The 16,030-nt window shown below is 62.5% G+C and carries 14 protein-coding genes; 7 read left to right on the top strand and 7 right to left on the bottom strand.

The window, feature by feature from the left end:
- Nucleotides 1–70 precede the first annotated feature (70 nt).
- Nucleotides 71–649 (top strand): Fe-S biogenesis protein NfuA, encoded by a 579-nt coding sequence (nfuA, locus tag ACB034_RS17120; RefSeq protein WP_026456827.1) that lies wholly within the window; start codon nt 71–73, stop codon nt 647–649.
- Between the two features lie 72 nt (nt 650–721).
- Here the strand turns inward: nfuA and gpsA are convergent, their stop codons facing one another.
- Genes gpsA through ACB034_RS17105 form a run of 3 tightly spaced genes read right to left on the bottom strand, consistent with a single transcriptional unit; the run spans nt 722 to nt 2,678 of the window.
- Nucleotides 722–1,726, bottom strand: a complete 1,005-nt coding sequence (gene gpsA, locus ACB034_RS17115) for an NAD(P)H-dependent glycerol-3-phosphate dehydrogenase (RefSeq protein WP_042070567.1) — start codon at nt 1,724–1,726, stop codon at nt 722–724.
- 2 nt (nt 1,727–1,728) lie between these two features.
- Nucleotides 1,729–2,199 carry a protein-export chaperone SecB gene (gene secB / locus ACB034_RS17110; protein WP_026457218.1) on the bottom strand — a complete coding sequence of 157 codons (471 nt, stop codon included), beginning with the start codon at nt 2,197–2,199 and terminating at the stop codon, nt 1,729–1,731.
- A gap of 47 nt (nt 2,200–2,246) precedes the next feature.
- Nucleotides 2,247–2,678, bottom strand: coding sequence for a rhodanese-like domain-containing protein (locus ACB034_RS17105; RefSeq protein ID WP_026457217.1), 432 nt, complete (start codon nt 2,676–2,678; stop codon nt 2,247–2,249).
- Nucleotides 2,679–2,923: 245 nt separating this feature from the next.
- Between ACB034_RS17105 and gpmM the strand changes: the two genes are divergently transcribed.
- Nucleotides 2,924–4,453 carry a 2,3-bisphosphoglycerate-independent phosphoglycerate mutase gene (gene gpmM / locus ACB034_RS17100; RefSeq protein WP_342013763.1) on the top strand — a complete coding sequence of 510 codons (1,530 nt, stop codon included), beginning with the start codon at nt 2,924–2,926 and terminating at the stop codon, nt 4,451–4,453.
- Nucleotides 4,454–4,462: 9 nt separating this feature from the next.
- On the top strand, nt 4,463–5,764 hold the full coding sequence (gene envC / locus ACB034_RS17095; RefSeq protein ID WP_371173331.1) for a murein hydrolase activator EnvC: 1,302 nt from the start codon (nt 4,463–4,465) through the stop codon (nt 5,762–5,764).
- A gap of 139 nt (nt 5,765–5,903) precedes the next feature.
- Here envC and ACB034_RS17090 read toward each other — a convergent pair whose 3' ends face one another.
- Nucleotides 5,904–6,554 carry a Qnr family pentapeptide repeat protein gene (locus tag ACB034_RS17090; RefSeq protein ID WP_371173330.1) on the bottom strand — a complete coding sequence of 217 codons (651 nt, stop codon included), beginning with the start codon at nt 6,552–6,554 and terminating at the stop codon, nt 5,904–5,906.
- A gap of 88 nt (nt 6,555–6,642) precedes the next feature.
- Here ACB034_RS17090 and ACB034_RS17085 point away from each other — a divergent pair, with 88 nt between their 5' ends.
- A complete protein-coding gene (locus ACB034_RS17085; RefSeq protein ID WP_042027328.1) occupies nt 6,643–7,650 on the top strand; it encodes a substrate-binding domain-containing protein in 1,008 nt (335 codons plus the stop codon).
- 74 nt (nt 7,651–7,724) lie between these two features.
- On the opposite strand, the gene ACB034_RS17080 is transcribed toward ACB034_RS17085, so the two are convergent.
- From ACB034_RS17080 to ACB034_RS17070, 3 genes are read right to left on the bottom strand one after another with little or no spacing between them, the layout of a single operon-like run.
- Nucleotides 7,725–8,366 carry a bifunctional 4-hydroxy-2-oxoglutarate aldolase/2-dehydro-3-deoxy-phosphogluconate aldolase gene (locus ACB034_RS17080; protein WP_371173329.1) on the bottom strand — a complete coding sequence of 214 codons (642 nt, stop codon included), beginning with the start codon at nt 8,364–8,366 and terminating at the stop codon, nt 7,725–7,727.
- Nucleotides 8,367–8,375: 9 nt separating this feature from the next.
- Entirely contained in the window at nt 8,376–10,172 is a 1,797-nt protein-coding gene (gene edd / locus ACB034_RS17075; protein ID WP_371173328.1) for a phosphogluconate dehydratase, read from the bottom strand.
- A complete protein-coding gene (locus ACB034_RS17070; protein ID WP_026456630.1) occupies nt 10,169–10,678 on the bottom strand; it encodes a gluconokinase in 510 nt (169 codons plus the stop codon). Before ACB034_RS17070 ends, edd begins: the two co-directional genes overlap by 4 nt.
- A 245-nt stretch (nt 10,679–10,923) precedes the next feature.
- Between ACB034_RS17070 and gntU the strand changes: the two genes are divergently transcribed.
- The 3 genes from gntU (at nt 10,924) to recG (ending at nt 16,029) form a co-directional block, all read left to right on the top strand.
- Nucleotides 10,924–12,264, top strand: coding sequence for a gluconate transporter (gene gntU, locus ACB034_RS17065; RefSeq protein ID WP_026456631.1), 1,341 nt, complete (start codon nt 10,924–10,926; stop codon nt 12,262–12,264).
- Between the two features lie 153 nt (nt 12,265–12,417).
- Nucleotides 12,418–13,767: a CDP-diacylglycerol--serine O-phosphatidyltransferase gene (pssA, locus tag ACB034_RS17060; RefSeq protein WP_025202387.1), complete on the top strand. Its 1,350-nt coding sequence runs from the start codon at nt 12,418–12,420 to the stop codon at nt 13,765–13,767.
- Nucleotides 13,768–13,959: 192 nt separating this feature from the next.
- Nucleotides 13,960–16,029 carry an ATP-dependent DNA helicase RecG gene (gene recG / locus ACB034_RS17055; protein ID WP_371173327.1) on the top strand — a complete coding sequence of 690 codons (2,070 nt, stop codon included), beginning with the start codon at nt 13,960–13,962 and terminating at the stop codon, nt 16,027–16,029.
- Nucleotide 16,030 lies beyond the last annotated feature (1 nt).

Here is a 16,030-nt window from a genome sequence, read left to right as displayed (position 1 = left end):
GCTACCCAAGCCCGGATAACCGCGTTATCATGAATACCCTAGTCGTACACTCAGGTTTGTGAGGATAGTGATGATCAGCATTTCCGACGCCGCCCAGGCACATTTCCGTAAACTGTTGGAAAAACAGCCTGACGGCACCAATATCCGGGTGTTTGTGGTCAATCCGGGAACCCAGAATGCCGAGTGTGGCGTCTCCTATTGCCCGCCCGATGCAGTCGATCCGGAAGATCAGCACCTGCCCTTCAGCGGTTTCGACTGCATGGTCGATCCCCTGAGTGCTCCCTTCCTGGTGGATGCCACCATCGATTTCGTCACCGATCAGATGGGTTCCCAGCTGACCCTGAAGGCCCCCAACGCCAAGATGCGCAAGGTAGCCGACGATGCCCCGCTGATCGAACGCATCGAGTACGCCCTCATCTCCGAGGTGAACCCCATGCTGGCCGGTCACGGCGGCAAGGTGACCCTGACCGAGCTGACCGAAGATGGTTACGCCATCCTGCAGTTTGGCGGTGGTTGCAACGGTTGCTCCATGGTCGATTACACCCTGAAAGAGGGGATCGAGAAGCAGCTGCTGGAGAAGTTCCCGGGCGAGCTCAAGGGCGTGAAAGACGCCACCGAGCACCAGCGCGGCGACCACTCCTACTACTGATGACGCCTTGCCTTAGTGGCAAAAAAAGGCCCCGCCAACTGGCGGGGCCTTTTGCATCGGGCAATCGGCAGATTACTCGTCCCTCTTGTCTCGTGACAAGAGAGCGATGGCAGCCTCTTTCGGGTTTTTCCCCTCGTAGAGCACCTTGAAGATCTGCTCGCAGATGGGCATCTCGACGCCGCAGCGAGCCGCCAGCAGATGCACCTCCTTGGTATTGCGATACCCCTCCACCACCTGACCGATCTCGGTCATGGCGGTGTCCACATCCTTGCCAGCCCCGAGGGCCAGACCGAAGCGGCGGTTGCGCGACTGGTTGTCGGTGCAGGTGAGCACCAGATCCCCGAGCCCCGCCATCCCCATGAAGGTCTTGCCATCGGCGCCAAGTGCGGCGCCCAGGCGCTGCATCTCCACCAGGCCCCGGGTGATGAGGGCGGTTCTGGCATTGGCGCCAAACCCCAGCCCGTCGGAGAGACCGGCCCCGATAGCGATGACGTTCTTGACCGCCCCCCCCAGCTGCAGGCCGACGAAGTCCGGATTGGTATAGACCCGGAACGAGCGGCCGCAATGGAGCAGTTGGGAGAGATCCTCGGCAAAGTCATCGTGGGTCGAGGCGACCGAGATGGCGGTCGGCAGACCGGCGGCCAGCTCTTTGGCAAAAGTGGGGCCGGAAATCACCGCCAGCGGCATCGCATCACCCAACACCTCGCGGGCCACGTCCTGCAGCAGACGGCCGCTGTCCGGCTCCAGACCCTTGGTGGCCCAGGCGATACGGGTATCGGGGCGCAAGAAGGGTTTGACCTGGGCCAGCACCTGGCCAAACACATGGCTCGGCACAACCAGCAGCAAAACGGGAGCGGCCTGCACAGCCTGCTGCAGATCGGCCGTCAGTTGCAGATCGGCGGGAAAGGGGACATCCGGCAGAAAAGCCTTGTTGCAGCGATCTTGTTCCAGCTCGGCGACATGGGCGGGATCGTGACCCCACAACAGGGTCGGATGGCCGTTGCGCGCCAGAGAAATGGCAAGGGCGGAGCCGTAAGACCCCGCCCCCAAGACCGAGATAGCGATCTGGTCAGCCATTATCAGGCTTCCGCGGTCGCCTGCTGGGCCTGAGCTTGCGCCATGTGCTGGGCAAACAGGGCATCGAAGTTAACCGGTGCCAGGTTCAACTGCGGGAAGGAACCCTTGCTCACCATGTTGGCCACGGCTTCACGGGCATACGGGAACAGGATGTTCGGGCAGAAGGCAGCCAGGCAGTGAGCCAGCTGCGGCTCAGGCAGGTTGCCGATGGTGAAGATGCCAGCCTGCTGCACTTCGCACAGGAAGGCAGTCTCTTCGCCCAGCTTGCAGGTGACGGTCAGGGTCAGTACGACTTCGTAGACGCTGTCGGCCAGGATGTTGGTCTTGGTATCCATGTCCAGCTTGACGTCCGGCTGCCACTCTTTCTGGAAGATGTGCGGAGTGTTGGGCGCTTCGAAGGAGACATCCTTGGTGTAAACACGCTGGATGTGGAATTCCGGTTGTACTTCCTGGTTGTTGATCTCGTCAGCCATTTCGTTTGATTCCTTTTTATATGGATAAGTGGGCACAGGCCCTTACATCAGCGTTTCTTGGTGACCGGCAGATTCTCTGCACGCCACTGGGCCATGCCACCGCCGAGTACATATACCTGCTTGAAGCCAGCCTTGCTCAGCTGACGGCCGGCGCCGCCCGCAGTCATTCCCGACTCGCACACCACTATGATGGGGGCATCTTTATGCTTTTCAACCGGGCCCAGGTTATTGCTCTGGATCTGGGCGAGCGGCAGGTGCTGGGCACCGGCCAGATGACCCTTGGCATACTCTTCCTGACTGCGAATATCCACCACTGTGGCATTCTCACGGTTGATCAGCAGGGTGGCAGTGTGATTGTTGACGGTTTTCACCGGAGACAAACGGGCACGCACAGTGGTGTAAACCAGGGTGCCCGCCAGGCCCAACCAGGCTGCCGTCAGCAGCGGGTTGCGGGCCGCAAAATCCAAATACTCTTGCATCTTCTACTATCCAGGGACCAAGACAAGGGCCCGAGTATACATGGGGGGGTGTCTAAGATCAGCCATCTTGGCGGCAAAGCGCGAGCATTCTCCCATCATGCGCGAGCCCGATCAGGAGGAGCGGAGAGCCCCCTACTGGGCGATGGGAGGCCGCCTTGGCTATCAGGTGACTATTTCGGCAGATGTAGTAATATTACGCTAGTTTCATTTCCCGCATTTTTTCCAATCCGAGAGGACATAGCCTTATGTCAACAGCTAAGAAACCTTTGGTTCTGGTCATCATGGACGGTTGGGGCTACAGCACCAAGCAAGAGCACAACGCCGTCGCCGCCGCCAAGACTCCCAATCTCGATCGTCTGGCTCGTGACTACACCAGCACCCTGATCTCCGGCTCCGGCCTGGACGTGGGTCTGCCGGATGGCCAGATGGGCAACTCCGAAGTCGGCCACGTCAACATCGGTGCCGGCCGCATCGTCTATCAGGAGCTGACCCGCATCTCCAAAGACATCCAGGATGGCCCTTTCTTCGACAACGTCGAACTGGCCAAGGCTGTTGACGCTGCCGTGTCCAATGGCAAGGCCGTGCACATCATGGGTCTGATGTCCCCGGGCGGCGTACACAGCCACGAAGAGCACATCATGGGCATGATCGAGATGGCCGCCAAACGTGGTGCCGAGAAGATCTACTTCCACGCCTTCCTGGATGGCCGTGACGTGCCGCCGCGCTCCGCCCAGTCCTCCATCGAGCTGTTCGATGCCCTGTTCGCCAAGCTGGGCAAGGGGCGTTTCGCCTCCATGATCGGCCGTTACTACGCCATGGACCGCGACAACCGCTGGGATCGCGTACAGCAGGCCTATGACCTGATGACCCAGGGCAAGGGCGAGTTTACCGCTGCTTCCGCCACCGAGGCCCTGGCTGCCGCCTATGCTCGCGACGAGAACGACGAGTTCGTCAAGGCGACCCGCATCGGCGAAGCCGCACCCATGGTTGATGGCGATGCGCTGATCTTCATGAACTTCCGTGCCGACCGCGCCCGTGAAATCACCCGCGCCTTCGTTGATACCGACTTCACCGGCTTTGCTCGTGCCGCCGAACCCAAGCTGAACTTCGTGATGCTGACCGAATACGCGGCCGACATCAAAACCGCCTGCGCCTACCCGCCGACCGCCCTGGTGAACACCCTGGGTGAGTGGCTGGCCAAGCAGGGCAAGACCCAGCTGCGCATCTCCGAAACCGAGAAGTACGCTCACGTCACCTTCTTCTTCAACGGCGGCGAAGAAGCCTGCTTCACCGGCGAAGATCGCGAGATCGTGGCGAGCCCGAAAGTGGCCACCTACGACCTGCAGCCGGAAATGAGCTCTGGCGAACTGACCGACAAGCTGGTTGCGGCCATCAAGAGCGGCAAGTACGACGTCATCATCTGCAACTACCCGAACGGCGACATGGTTGGCCACACCGGCGTGTTCGATGCAGCCGTCAAGGCGTGTGAAGCCGTCGATCACTGCATCGGTCGCGTTACCGACGCGCTGGCCGAAGTGGGTGGCGAATGCCTGATCACCGCCGACCACGGCAACGCCGAGAAGATGATGGACGAAGAGACCGGTCAGGCTCACACCGCCCACACCAACTTGCCGGTTCCGCTCATCTACTTCGGTCGCAAAGCCGAGGTGGTAGAAGGTGGCAAACTGTCCGATCTGGCTCCCACCATGCTGACCCTGATGGGTCTGCCGGTGCCGCCGGAAATGACTGGCAAGCCCCTGATGATTCTGAAATAATCCTTCCCCATGCGGGGATGCGAAGTTATTTCACAGAAAACCAGTCGCGTCGGCCTGTTGGCCGGCGCGCTGTTTTTTTGCCTGTTTGGCGGCACGGGCCAGGCCTGGGCAACCAACCAGCAGCTGGGTACCATGCAGACCCAGATCAAGGAACAGCAGAAGACCATCAAGCTGAGCAAGCAGGAGCTGACCAAGCTCAATGCCCAGCTCAAGGCCGATGAGCAAGCCATCTCGGCCGCCGCCGCCAAGCTCGACCAGACCAGACAGCAACTCAAGCAGAACCATCAGAAGCTGGCTGGTCTGCAGCAAGACAAGCTGGACCTGGAAGAACAGGCCAAACATCAGAAGCAGTTGCTGGCCAGGCAGGCGGAAAGCGCCTTCCAGGCGGGCAGCCACGACTACCTCAAACTGCTGCTCAACCAGCAGGACCCAGCCAAACTGAGCCGCTCCCTCGACTACTACGACTACCTCAACAAGGCCCGTATCGAAGCCATCGAGGCGCTGCGCGCCACCCGCACCAAACTGGCAAAAAACCAGCAGGCGACCAAAGAGACCGAGAGCCGGCTGCAGGCCTTGCTGAGCGAACAGCAGGAGCACCACCAGGCCCTGTTGGCCAGCCAGCAGAGCCGCGCCAAGGTGCGCAACCAGTTGCAACAGTCGGTGCAGGATGACGAGCAGAAGCTGGCCAAGCTGGTCAAGGCGGAAAAAGCCCTGAAAGCCCGGCTGGAGGAGCTGCGCCGCAAACGGGAAGAGCAGGAGCGCCGCGAGCGGGAACGCCTCGCCAAGCTGAAGGCCGAGCAGGAACGCCAGCGCAAACTGGCGGAACAACGCCGCGCCGAGGAGCAGGCCAGTCAGCAGCAAGTGGCCAGCAAAGAGCCGGAATCCAGCTCCAGCATCAGCGGCGCCGGCCACTACAGCGGCCTCAAGACCAATGGCAATCTGCGCTGGCCGGTTCAGGGCCCCATCCTCATCTCCTACGGCTCACCCCGTACCGCCCAGCTCAAGTGGAAGGGCACCCTGATCGGTGCCAGCGAAGGGACCCAGGTCAAGGCGGTGGCGCCGGGCCAGGTGGTCTACGCCGACTGGCTGGACGGCTTCGGTATGCTGCTGGTGATCGACCACGGTCGCGGCTATATGAGTCTCTACGGCCACAACCAGTCACTGCTGCGCCAGGTCGGCCAGAATGTGGAACAGGGTGAACCCGTGGCCCTGGTCGGCGACAGTGGCGGCCAGGACAGGCCCGGCCTCTACTTCGAAATCCGCTATCAGGGAGAAGCCATCAACCCCGCCAAATGGCTGGCCAAACGCTGACCAGGGATCCCGGCCTCGCGCCCCCATCAAAGCGGCGAACTAAAGACGAAAAAGCCTGCATAGTGCAGGCTTTTTTATTTGCCACGTGCGGCATAAAGAGGCGGCAAAGTGATGAAAAATTACCTCTTTTTCGGCTCGCTCAGGGAAAGACAACAATCCCTATCTGCTCCAGCAGGGTCTGCTGCTGATCTTCATTTATCTGCACCCCGGTCAGATCGACCCGCCGCAGATCCAGCCCGGGCAGATCACACTGGCGCAGGTCACAACCCTGCAGCTTGAAACTGGCCCACTCTATCTGGCCAAACTCGGAACCGCTGAGATCGGATCCCGCCAGCGAAGCCCCCAGCAGGTTGGCCCCCTGCCAGCGGTTGCCGCTCAATTCGCATTTTTCCAGCAGACAACCTTCGAAACTGGCATAGCTGAAGTTGTTGCCGGTCAGATGTGCTTCGCAGAAGTAGCTCCTGGCGGTGATCTGGTTGGCAAAGCTGTCGTGACCAAAGTTGATGCCCATCGCCTGACAATCACGCATCTCCAGCCCCAGACACTGGCTGCGGCTGACATCCGCCAGAGTGAGATCGCAGCGCAGGAAGCTCGCCTCCCGCAGATCGCAGCCCTGCAACTGGCAACCCAGCTCGCGCTCCCTGTCATAGAAGCAGCAATCGACGAAGCGACACTCGCCCAGATCCAGCCAAGAGAAGTCACACCCGATAAAGTGGCACCCGGAGAAATGCTCGCCCTCCACATCCTGCTGCTCGAAGCGAACCCCTTCGAAATGTTTGCCTCTGATCATCGGAAAATCCTTCCACTACGGTTTCATATGCTGACTTTGTCCGGTAAAAACGGTAATGTTACATGTAACATCCACGCTGGACACCGACATGACGACCACCCGCAAGCGCCGCCCCACCCTGCAAGACATCGCCGACCTGACCGGCGTGACCAAGATGACCGTCAGTCGTTACCTGCGGGATCCCCAGACCGTGGCCGAGGGGACCCGGGAGCGGATCGCGGCGGCGGTGGAGGAGCTCGGCTACATCCCCAACCGGGCGCCGGATATTCTCTCAAACGCCACCAGCAAGGCGATCGGCATTCTGATCCCCTCCCTCTCCAACCAGGTCTTCTCGGCGGCGATCCACGGCATCGAGTCGGTAACCCGTCCCGCAGGCTACCAGACCCTGCTTGCCCACTATGGCTACAACCCGGAACGGGAAGAGGAACAGGTGGCCTCCCTGCTCTCCTACCATGTGGATGGTCTCATCCTCTCCGACAGCCAGCACACCGAGCGCACCCGCAAGATGATAGCCACCGCCGGCATTCCGGTGGTGGAGACCATGGATCTGCCACAGGATCCCATCGACATGGTGGTCGGCATGGATCACAAGGCCGCAGCCCGGGCCATGGTAACAGAGATGCTGCTGCGCGGCCGCCGCAAGCTGGTCTATCTCGGGGCCCGCCTCGACGTGCGCACCCAGTTGCGGATGGAGGGCTACTACCAGGCGATGGCGGATTTCGGCCTGGAGGGGCGGCACCTGCTGACCGAGCAGTCCTCCACCTTCACCCTGGGGGGCGAGCTGCTGGATCTGGCGCTGGTGCGCTACCCCGATCTGGACGGCCTGTTCTGCACCAACGATGACCTGGCGGTCGGCGCCCTGCTGCAGTGTCAGGCCAAGTGGATCCCGGTCCCCCAGCAGATCGCCATCGCCGGCTGTAACGCCCTCGACATCGGCCATGCCATGACCCCCAAGCTGGCCAGTATCGCCACTCCCCGCGAGGCGATCGGTCGCGAGGCGGCCACCATGCTGCTGGCGCGGCTCGATGGCAAAGCCCTGGCGGAGACCCGCAAGGACATGGGGTTCACCCTCTATCTTGGTGAGAGCCTGGGGTAAATCGCCCGCACTGCGCCATAAACAGAACAGGCCACCCGAGGGTGGCCTGTCAGCTTGGCAAGCATGATTGTCCGTTAGTGTTTCACCAGTTCGACCGCTTCGCGGGAGAGGCGGGTCACCTCCTCCCAGTTGCCGCTCTTGACCGCATCGGCCGGCAGCATCCAGGAACCGCCGACGGTGGCGACACACTTGAGTGCCAGATAATCGGCCACGTTCTTCGGACCGATACCGCCGGTGGGACAGAACTTCACCTGGGGCAGCGGCGCGGCGATGGCGGAGAGCGCCTTGGTGCCGCCATTGGCCTCGGCCGGGAAGAATTTCAGGTGGTCATAACCCGCTTCCAGCGCCTGCATCACCTCGGACGGAGTTGCCACCCCCGGGATCAGCGGGGCCGTGCTGTTGGCCGCGTGGGCCAGCAGCGCCGGAGTCATCCCCGGGGAGATGACGAAGCGGGCACCGGCGGCAACGGCGGCATCAAACTGCGCGCAGTTGAGCACGGTACCGGCACCCACCATGGCATCCGGCATCGCCTTGGCGATGAGGGCAATCGCATCGAGTGCGACCGGGGTGCGCAGGGTGATCTCGAACACAGAGATGCCGCCATCGAGCAGCGCCTTGGCCATCGGCAGCGCCTGCTCCAGTTCGTTGATGACCATCACGGGTACCAGCGGGGAGGCGGCAAACACCTCGGCCGGAGTCACTTTCCAGTTCTGCATAGTTCTTCCTTAGTCAAAGATGGTGGCGCCGCACTCGGCGCTCGATACCGCGCGACGCATCACGCTAAACAGTTCACGGCCCCACCCCTCTTGCTCCAGAGTGAGGTCAATCTCGGCCTGGGTGCGACCGCTCAAATCGGTCAGGCAGTCGAGACGGCCGGACTCGGCATCCACCCGCAGCAGATCTCCGTCTTGCAGCAGGCCGATGGCCCCGCCGTGCAGCGCTTCCGGGGTGACGTGGATGGCGGCCGGGATCTTGCCGGAGGCGCCGGAGAGACGACCGTCGGTGACCAGCGCCACCTTGTGGCCTGCCTTCTGCAGGTTGCCGAGCACCGGCATCAGCTTGTGCAGCTCCGGCATGCCGTTGGCGGCCGGGCCGTTGTGGCGCACCACAATGACGGCATCCTGATTGAGATCCCCTGCTTTGTAAGCCGCCTCCACCGCATGCTGGGAGGAGAAGACCCGGGCCGGTGCCTCGATCACCCGGTATTCGGGGGCGACTGCAGAGACCTTGACCACGGCGCGGCCCAGATTGCCCGCCAGCAGCTTGGTGCCGCCGGTGGCCTGGAATACGGCCCCTGAGGGGGACAGCACGCTCGGATCCCCGCTCTCGCCGACCGGTTGCCATACCAGCTTGCCATCGACCAGTGCAGGACGAGTGAGGTAGTCCGCCATCTCGCCAAACACCGGCACGGCGTCCATGTTGAGCAGATCGGCTTCGGCCAGCCGGCGCATCAGGCCCGGCACGCCACCCGCCTGTTCGAAGGCGTTCACGTCAGCCGGACCGTTCGGGTACATGCGAACCAGCAGCGGCACCACGTCGGAGAGATCGCTGATGTCGTCCCAAGTCAGCACCAGGCCGGCGGCGCGGGCCAGCGCCACCATGTGGATGCTGTGGTTGGTGCTGCCGCCGGAGGCGAGCAGAGCCACCAGGCCGTTGACCAGGGAACGTTCGTCGATCACCTTGCTCAGCGGACGATAAGCCGCAGAGCCCGGGATCATGGCGCTGATGCGGCGGGCGGCCTCGTCGGTGAGGGCGCGGCGCAGCTCGCTGTGGGGATGCACGAAGGCGGAGCCTGGCAGCATCAGGCCCATGGCCTCAAATACCAGCTGGTTGGTATTGGCGGTACCGTAGAAGGTGCAGGTACCGGCCGAATGGTAGGCGCCACACTCCATCTTCAGCAGGGCGTCGCGACCCACCTCGCCGGCGGCGTACTGCTGGCGCACCTTCACCTTCTCGTCGTTGCTGATGCCGCTGGCCATCGGGCCGGCCGGCACGAAGGCGGTCGGCAGATGGGCATGGGAGAGCGCCCCCATGATCTGGCCCGGCGCTATCTTGTCGCAGATGCCGAGCAGCAGGGTGGCATCGAAAGTATTGTGAGAAAGCGACAGCGCGGTAGCCTGGGCGATGAGATCGCGAGAGAACAACGACATGTCCATCCCCGGCTGGCCCTGAGTCACGCCGTCACACATGGCGGGCACGCCGCCGGCCACCTGGGCGCTGTGGCCCAGCTCGGCCAGCGCCGCCTTGATCTGATCCGGATAGCCCTGATAGGGCTGATGGGCGCTCAGCATGTCGTTGTAGGCGGTAACTATGCCCACGTTGGCGCGGGTCATGTCGAGGATGCGCCCCTTCTCGTCACAGCTGGATGCAGCGACGGCGTGGGCCAGGTTGCCACAGGCCAGGGCGGCACGGGTCTTGCCCTGCTCGGCCTGGCGTTGAATGCGGGCCAGGAAGGCCTGGCGACGGCTGGCACTGCGCTCGCGGATGCGGGCAGTGACCTCAGAGATGACGTTGTGTGTCATTCGGCTTGCTCCAACGCGGTGACGGCGCGGTCAACAACCTGTTCGAAGGTGCCGTCTATATCGATATGGAAGACCCCTGCCTCGCCATCCGGGCGCTCCAGGGTATCAAACTGACTTTGTACCATGCTTTCCCGCATGAAGTGGCCCTTGCGAGCCCGCATGCGTTCAAGGATCAGAGGCTGGTCGCCATCCAGGAACAGGAAGCTGACCGACTCGTTGCCCTCGCGGATCTGGTCGCGGTACTGCTTCTTGAGGGCGGAGCAGACGATGACGCCCACCTCGTTCTTCTGTTCCAGGCTGTAGGCCGCATCGCGGATCCGCTCCAGCCAGGGGGCGCGATCCTCATCGTTGAGAGGGGTGCCACCGGCCATCTTCTGGATGTTGGCTTTCGGGTGCAGATCATCGCCATCAATGAACTTGGCCCCCAGTGCCTCGGCCACCTTGAGACCGACGCTGGACTTGCCGCTGCCACACACTCCCATCACGATAATGCACTTACCCGCCATAATTTGACCTCTGTCCCACTTTTCAAAAAACCAGCTGTTGATGGGTTCTAATCTAACACGTTACCGGTAACATGTTACCGGTAACTACAAAAAATGTGAAGCCGGCCACAGACAGTAACCCATACTCTCCGGCCTCGTGCTAAATGCCACAGACCAAAACATATATATAAATAAATCATGATGTTATGTTTGGTACTGAGTCCTGCGGCATTGCCACTGAACAACTAAAAAAGGAACAGAGAACAATGTCGGATATCTCTTTGATCATGACGGCAGCCGGATCCATCGTGCTGCTGCTCTTCCTGGTGATGAAGGCCCGGTTGCATGCCGTCGTCTCCCTCATCCTGGTCTCCATGGTGGCGGGTCTGGCCGCCGGCATGAACCCGGCCGATATCGCCGCCACCATCCAGAAAGGGATGGGCGGTACCTTGGGCTTCGTGGCCGTGGTGGTGGCGCTCGGCGCCATGTTCGGCAAGGTGATGGAAGTGACCGGCGCCCTCGACCGGGTGGCACATACCCTGCTTGGCAAGTTCGGCGTCAAGCGCGCCAACTGGGCCATGGCGCTGACCGGCTTCGTCTGTGCGCTGCCGCTCTTCTTCGACGTGGCCGTGGTGCTGCTGATCGGGGTGGCGTTTGCCATCGTGCGTCGTGGCGGCGGCAGTGTGGTGAAGATCGGTATCGCCCTGCTGGCGGGCATCGCCACCTGCCAGGCCTTCCTCATCCCGGCGCCGGGCCCCATCCTGGTGGCCTCCCAGCTGGGTGCCGATTTTGGCTACATGATCCTGTTCGGCCTGATCGCCGCCGTGCCGGCACTGATCCTGGCAGGCCCGTTGTTCGGTGACTTCATCAGCAAAATTGTCGACGTGCCACTGCCCGCCGATGCCCAGAACAGCGTCCATGACGACAGCAAGTCCCTCCCCTCCTTCGGGCTGGCCATGGGCCTCATCGGTCTGCCGCTGCTGATGATCGGTCTCAAGACCATCGTCGGGCGCTTTGTCGAGACAGGTTCCACCCTGCACGGCTGGCTGGAATTTGTCGGCCACCCCTTCACCGCCATCATGGTCGCCTGTCTGGCCGCCTTCTATCTGCTGGGCATTCGTCGCGGCATGTCCCGTGACGAGGTGATGAACGTCTGCAACAGCGCCATCCAGCCCGCCGGCGTCATCATCCTGGTGACCGGTGCCGGTGGCGTGTTCAAGCAGGTACTGGTGGATTCCGGTGTGGGCGCGGCTCTTGGCAACATGCTGGCGGACTCAGGCCTGCCCATCGTCGCCCTGGCCTTCATCCTGGCCGCCGCGGTGCGGGTCATCCAGGGTTCTGCCACCGTGGCCATGCTGACCGCCTGCGGCCTGGTGCTGCCGATGCTGGAGCCGCTGGGTCTGAACGGTGCCCAACTGGCCGCCGTGACCATCGCCATCGGCGGTGGTGCCATCGTGCTCTCCCACGTCAACGACTCCGGTTTCTGGCTGGCCAACCGCTATCTGGGCCTCTCCGAGAAGCAGACCCTGCAGACCTGGACCGTGATGGAAACCATCATCGGTACCACAGGCGGCGTGATGGCGATGATCATCTACAGCTTCCTCTAAACGTTGCTGTCATCACCCGGAAAAAGGCCTCCTTCGTGAGGCCTTTTTCATCTTTCTGACGATTCTTTCTTTGGCTGGAAGGGCGAGATTGCTAGAATCGCCTATTCATCGCTCCGAGTGGAACGCTTAACCCCCGTGATTTCAGGTTTCTCTATGCATTCATCGGCCCATTATCGACAACTGCTTGCACGCCTGCCCCAGATCGCCGTCGCGGCGGATCAGTTTGAAGTGCTCTACAGTGCCCAGGATTTCAAGCGCCGCATTCTTGCGCTCATCGCCAGCGCTACCCGCCGCATCTATCTGGTCGCGCTCTATCTGCAGGATGACGAAGCCGGACGGGAGATCCTCGCCGCCCTCTACGCCGCCAAACAGCGCAACCCCGCCCTCGACATCAAGGTGTTCGTTGACTTCCACCGCGCCCAACGCGGCCTGATCGGCAAGGGCAAGCAGGGGGGCAACCACCTGATGTATCAGGAGATGGCCGACCGCCACGAGCACAAGATTGAAATCTACGGCGTGCCCGTCAAGGGACGCGAGCTGCTCGGTGTACTCCACCTCAAGGGCTTCGTCTTCGACGACGTGGTGCTCTACTCCGGCGCCAGCCTCAACGACATCTACCTGCACCAGCAGGATCGCTACCGCTTCGACCGTTACCACCAGATTGCCAGCCCCGAGCTGGCCCGCAGCCTGGTCAACTATGTGGACGACCAGTTCGTGAAGAGCGAGGCGGTGCAGCGCCTGGATCGCACCGACATCCCCAGCGCCAAGCAGCTGAAGGGGCCGATCCGCCGCTTCAAGCAGCAGCTGCGCCGTAGCCAGTACCGCTTCGAGAGCACCCCGGTCAACACCCAGGAGGTGGCGATCACACCGCTGGCCGGTCTGGGCAAGCGAGGCAACCAGCTCAACCAGATGATCCGCAACCTGGTGCGCGCCACCGAGCGGGAGATCTTCATCTGCACCCCCTACTTCAACCCGCCCAAGGAGTTGAACAAGGATATCGAGGAGCTGCTGGCCCGCGGCTGCAAGGTGACGATCGTGGTGGGCGACAAGACCGCCAACGACTTCTTCATTCCGCCGGAGGAGAAGTTCTCCACCATCGGCGGCCTGCCCTATCTCTACGAGACCAACCTGCGCAAGTTTGCCGAGCGCAACCAGCATCACATCGATGATGGCCGTCTCAACCTGATGCTCTGGTGCTGCGAGCGTAACTCCTACCATCTCAAGGGGATCTTCGTGGATGACGAGTGGGCCCTGCTCACCGGCAACAACCTCAACCCCCGCGCCTGGGCGCTGGATCTGGAGAACGGCCTGCTGATCCACGACCGTCGCCATCTGCTGCGTCCCCAGTTCAACGCCGAGCGCGAGAACATCCTGACCAACACCAAGCGGATCAGCCACTTCGACCAGGTAGAGCAGATCAAGGACTACCCGGATCAGGTACGCAAACTGCTGGCCAGGATCCACAGGGTCAAGGCTCATCTGCTGCTCAAGCGCATCATCTGACGCGAGGCGCTACCGCCCCTTCGCAACCTGTCACAAGGCCTGCCATTCCCGGCAGGCCTTGCTCAAAAACGGCCCCGACCAGCCTCCTCCACCCGTTTCATCCCATCCTTGCCACGGCAACGCGGCTTGCGCAGCAACATCAATAGCCCCTATTATCTGGACATATTTACAGTGTTTTCGGGCATCTAATTGATGAAATTGGATAAAATTCCTCTCGATAGCCTCAAGGGTGTCGGCAGCAAGATGCTGGAGAAACTCGAGCGGCTGGGGCTGGCCACGGTGCAGGATCTGCTGTTCCACCTCCCCCTGCGCTACGAGGACCGCACCCAGGTGTGGCCCATCGGCGATCTGCCGCCCGGCCTGCACGGCGCCGTCGAGGGCGAAATCCAGGATACCCAGCTGGTGATGGGGCGCCGCCGCATGCTGGTCTGCCGCATCAGCGATGGCACCGGCACCCTGACTCTGCGCTTCTTCAATTTCACCGCTGCCCAGAAGAACAGCCTGGCCCAGGGCCGGCTGATGCGCTGCTTCGGCGAGGTGCGCCCAGGCAAGTACGGGCTGGAGATGGCCCACCCCGAGTACAAGCTGCTCGGCGACGATCAGGCGGGCCAGACCGAATCAGCCCTCACCCCCGTCTATCCGACCACCGAGGGGTTGCGCCAGCTCACCTTGCGCAACCTCACGGATCAGGCGCTGGCCCAGCTCGACCTCTACGGGGTGGAGGAGCTGCTGCCCGCCGGTCTCTACCCCCATCAGATAGAGCTGGCTGCCGCCCTGCGCCTGCTGCACCGCCCGCCCCCCTCGGTGGCGCTGCCGCTGCTGGAAAACGGCCAGCATCCGGCCCAGCAGCGACTGGTGCTGGAGGAGCTGCTGGCTCACAACCTCTCGGTGCTCAAAGTACGCGCCCAGTCGCAAACCCAGCTGGCACGGTCTCTCAAACCGGCCCCCAAGCTGGTCGAACAACTGCTCGGCGCCCTGCCGTTTAAACCGACCGGAGCCCAGAACCGGGTGGTGGCGGAGATAAGTAAGGATCTGCAGCAGAGCCACCCCATGATGCGGCTGGTGCAGGGGGACGTGGGCTCCGGCAAGACGCTAGTGGCGGCCTTGGCCGCCCTGCAGGCCATCGGCAATGGCTGTCAGGTGGGGTTGATGGCACCGACTGAGCTCCTGGCCGAACAGCACGCCATCAACTTCGCCAAGTGGCTGGAACCGCTCGGCATCCAGGTCGGCTGGCTGGCGGGCAAGCAGAAGGGCAAGGCGCGAGAAGAGGCGCTGGCTGCCATCGCGGATGGCAGCGTCAAGATGGTGGTGGGCACCCATGCCATCTTCCAGGAGCAGGTGGTGTTCCAGCGTCTGGCGCTGGTGATCATCGACGAGCAGCACAGGTTCGGCGTGCACCAGCGCCTGGCCCTGCGCGAGAAAGGGGAGCGGGAGGGGGTCCATCCCCATCAGCTCATCATGACCGCCACCCCCATTCCCCGTACCCTGGCGATGACCGCCTATGCCGACCTCGATACCTCGGTCATCGACGAGCTGCCGCCGGGGCGCACCCCCATCACCACGGTGGCGCTGCCGGACAGCCGCCGCCAGGACGTGATCGAGCGGGTCAGGCTCGCCTGTACCGAGGGCAAGCAGGCTTACTGGGTCTGCACCCTGATCGAGGAGTCCGAGGTGCTGGAGTGCCAGGCCGCCGAAGACACTGCCGCCGAGCTGCAAAACTTGCTGCCCGGTCTGCATATCGGCCTGGTGCACGGCCGGATGCGACCGGTCGAGAAGCAGCGGGTGATGGAGGAGTTCAAGGCGGGTATTTTGCAGTTGCTGGTCGCCACCACCGTCATCGAAGTGGGGGTGGATGTGCCCAACGCCAGCCTGATGATCATCGAGAACCCTGAGCGGCTGGGGCTGGCTCAGCTGCATCAGCTGCGCGGCCGGGTCGGCCGGGGGGCGGTGGCCTCCCATTGCGTGCTGCTCTATCATGCTCCCTTGTCCAAGACGGCCCAGAGCCGGCTCGGGGTGCTGCGCGAGACCAATGACGGCTTCCAGATCGCCCAGCGCGATCTGGAACTGCGCGGCCCGGGGGAACTGCTCGGCACCCGTCAGACCGGGCTGGCCGATCTCAAGATCGCCGATCTGGTGCGCGACCAGCCGCTTATCCCCCAGGTACAGAAGATGGCGCGCTTCCTGATGGATAAGCACCCGAGTCACGTCGAGCCCCTGATCCGCCGTTGGCTGGGACTGCGGGACCACTACTCCAACGCCTGAT

Origin of the sequence: Aeromonas sp. S18(2024) (assembly GCF_041402525.1) — a bacterium.
Lineage (GTDB): Bacteria > Pseudomonadota > Gammaproteobacteria > Enterobacterales > Aeromonadaceae > Aeromonas > Aeromonas enteropelogenes.
Note: the sequence above shows the minus strand (reverse complement) of the source record. Positions and strands in the feature narration are given on the sequence as shown.

What these genes read in the sequence shown, in the direction of transcription:
- envC (WP_371173331.1), top strand. Translation starts at nt 4,463, where the DNA reads ATGCGGGGATGCGAAGTTATTTCACAGAAAACCAGTCGCGTCGGCCTG.
- gntU (WP_026456631.1), top strand. Translation starts at nt 10,924, where the DNA reads ATGTCGGATATCTCTTTGATCATGACGGCAGCCGGATCCATCGTGCTG.
- ACB034_RS17105 (WP_026457217.1), bottom strand. Translation starts at nt 2,678, where the DNA reads ATGCAAGAGTATTTGGATTTTGCGGCCCGCAACCCGCTGCTGACGGCA.
- ACB034_RS17070 (WP_026456630.1), bottom strand. Translation starts at nt 10,678, where the DNA reads ATGGCGGGTAAGTGCATTATCGTGATGGGAGTGTGTGGCAGCGGCAAG.
- ACB034_RS17090 (WP_371173330.1), bottom strand. Translation starts at nt 6,554, where the DNA reads ATGATCAGAGGCAAACATTTCGAAGGGGTTCGCTTCGAGCAGCAGGAT.
- pssA (WP_025202387.1), top strand. Translation starts at nt 12,418, where the DNA reads ATGCATTCATCGGCCCATTATCGACAACTGCTTGCACGCCTGCCCCAG.
- gpmM (WP_342013763.1), top strand. Translation starts at nt 2,924, where the DNA reads ATGTCAACAGCTAAGAAACCTTTGGTTCTGGTCATCATGGACGGTTGG.
- recG (WP_371173327.1), top strand. Translation starts at nt 13,960, where the DNA reads ATGAAATTGGATAAAATTCCTCTCGATAGCCTCAAGGGTGTCGGCAGC.
- nfuA (WP_026456827.1), top strand. Translation starts at nt 71, where the DNA reads ATGATCAGCATTTCCGACGCCGCCCAGGCACATTTCCGTAAACTGTTG.
- secB (WP_026457218.1), bottom strand. Translation starts at nt 2,199, where the DNA reads ATGGCTGACGAGATCAACAACCAGGAAGTACAACCGGAATTCCACATC.
- ACB034_RS17080 (WP_371173329.1), bottom strand. Translation starts at nt 8,366, where the DNA reads ATGCAGAACTGGAAAGTGACTCCGGCCGAGGTGTTTGCCGCCTCCCCG.
- ACB034_RS17085 (WP_042027328.1), top strand. Translation starts at nt 6,643, where the DNA reads ATGACGACCACCCGCAAGCGCCGCCCCACCCTGCAAGACATCGCCGAC.
- edd (WP_371173328.1), bottom strand. Translation starts at nt 10,172, where the DNA reads ATGACACACAACGTCATCTCTGAGGTCACTGCCCGCATCCGCGAGCGC.
- gpsA (WP_042070567.1), bottom strand. Translation starts at nt 1,726, where the DNA reads ATGGCTGACCAGATCGCTATCTCGGTCTTGGGGGCGGGGTCTTACGGC.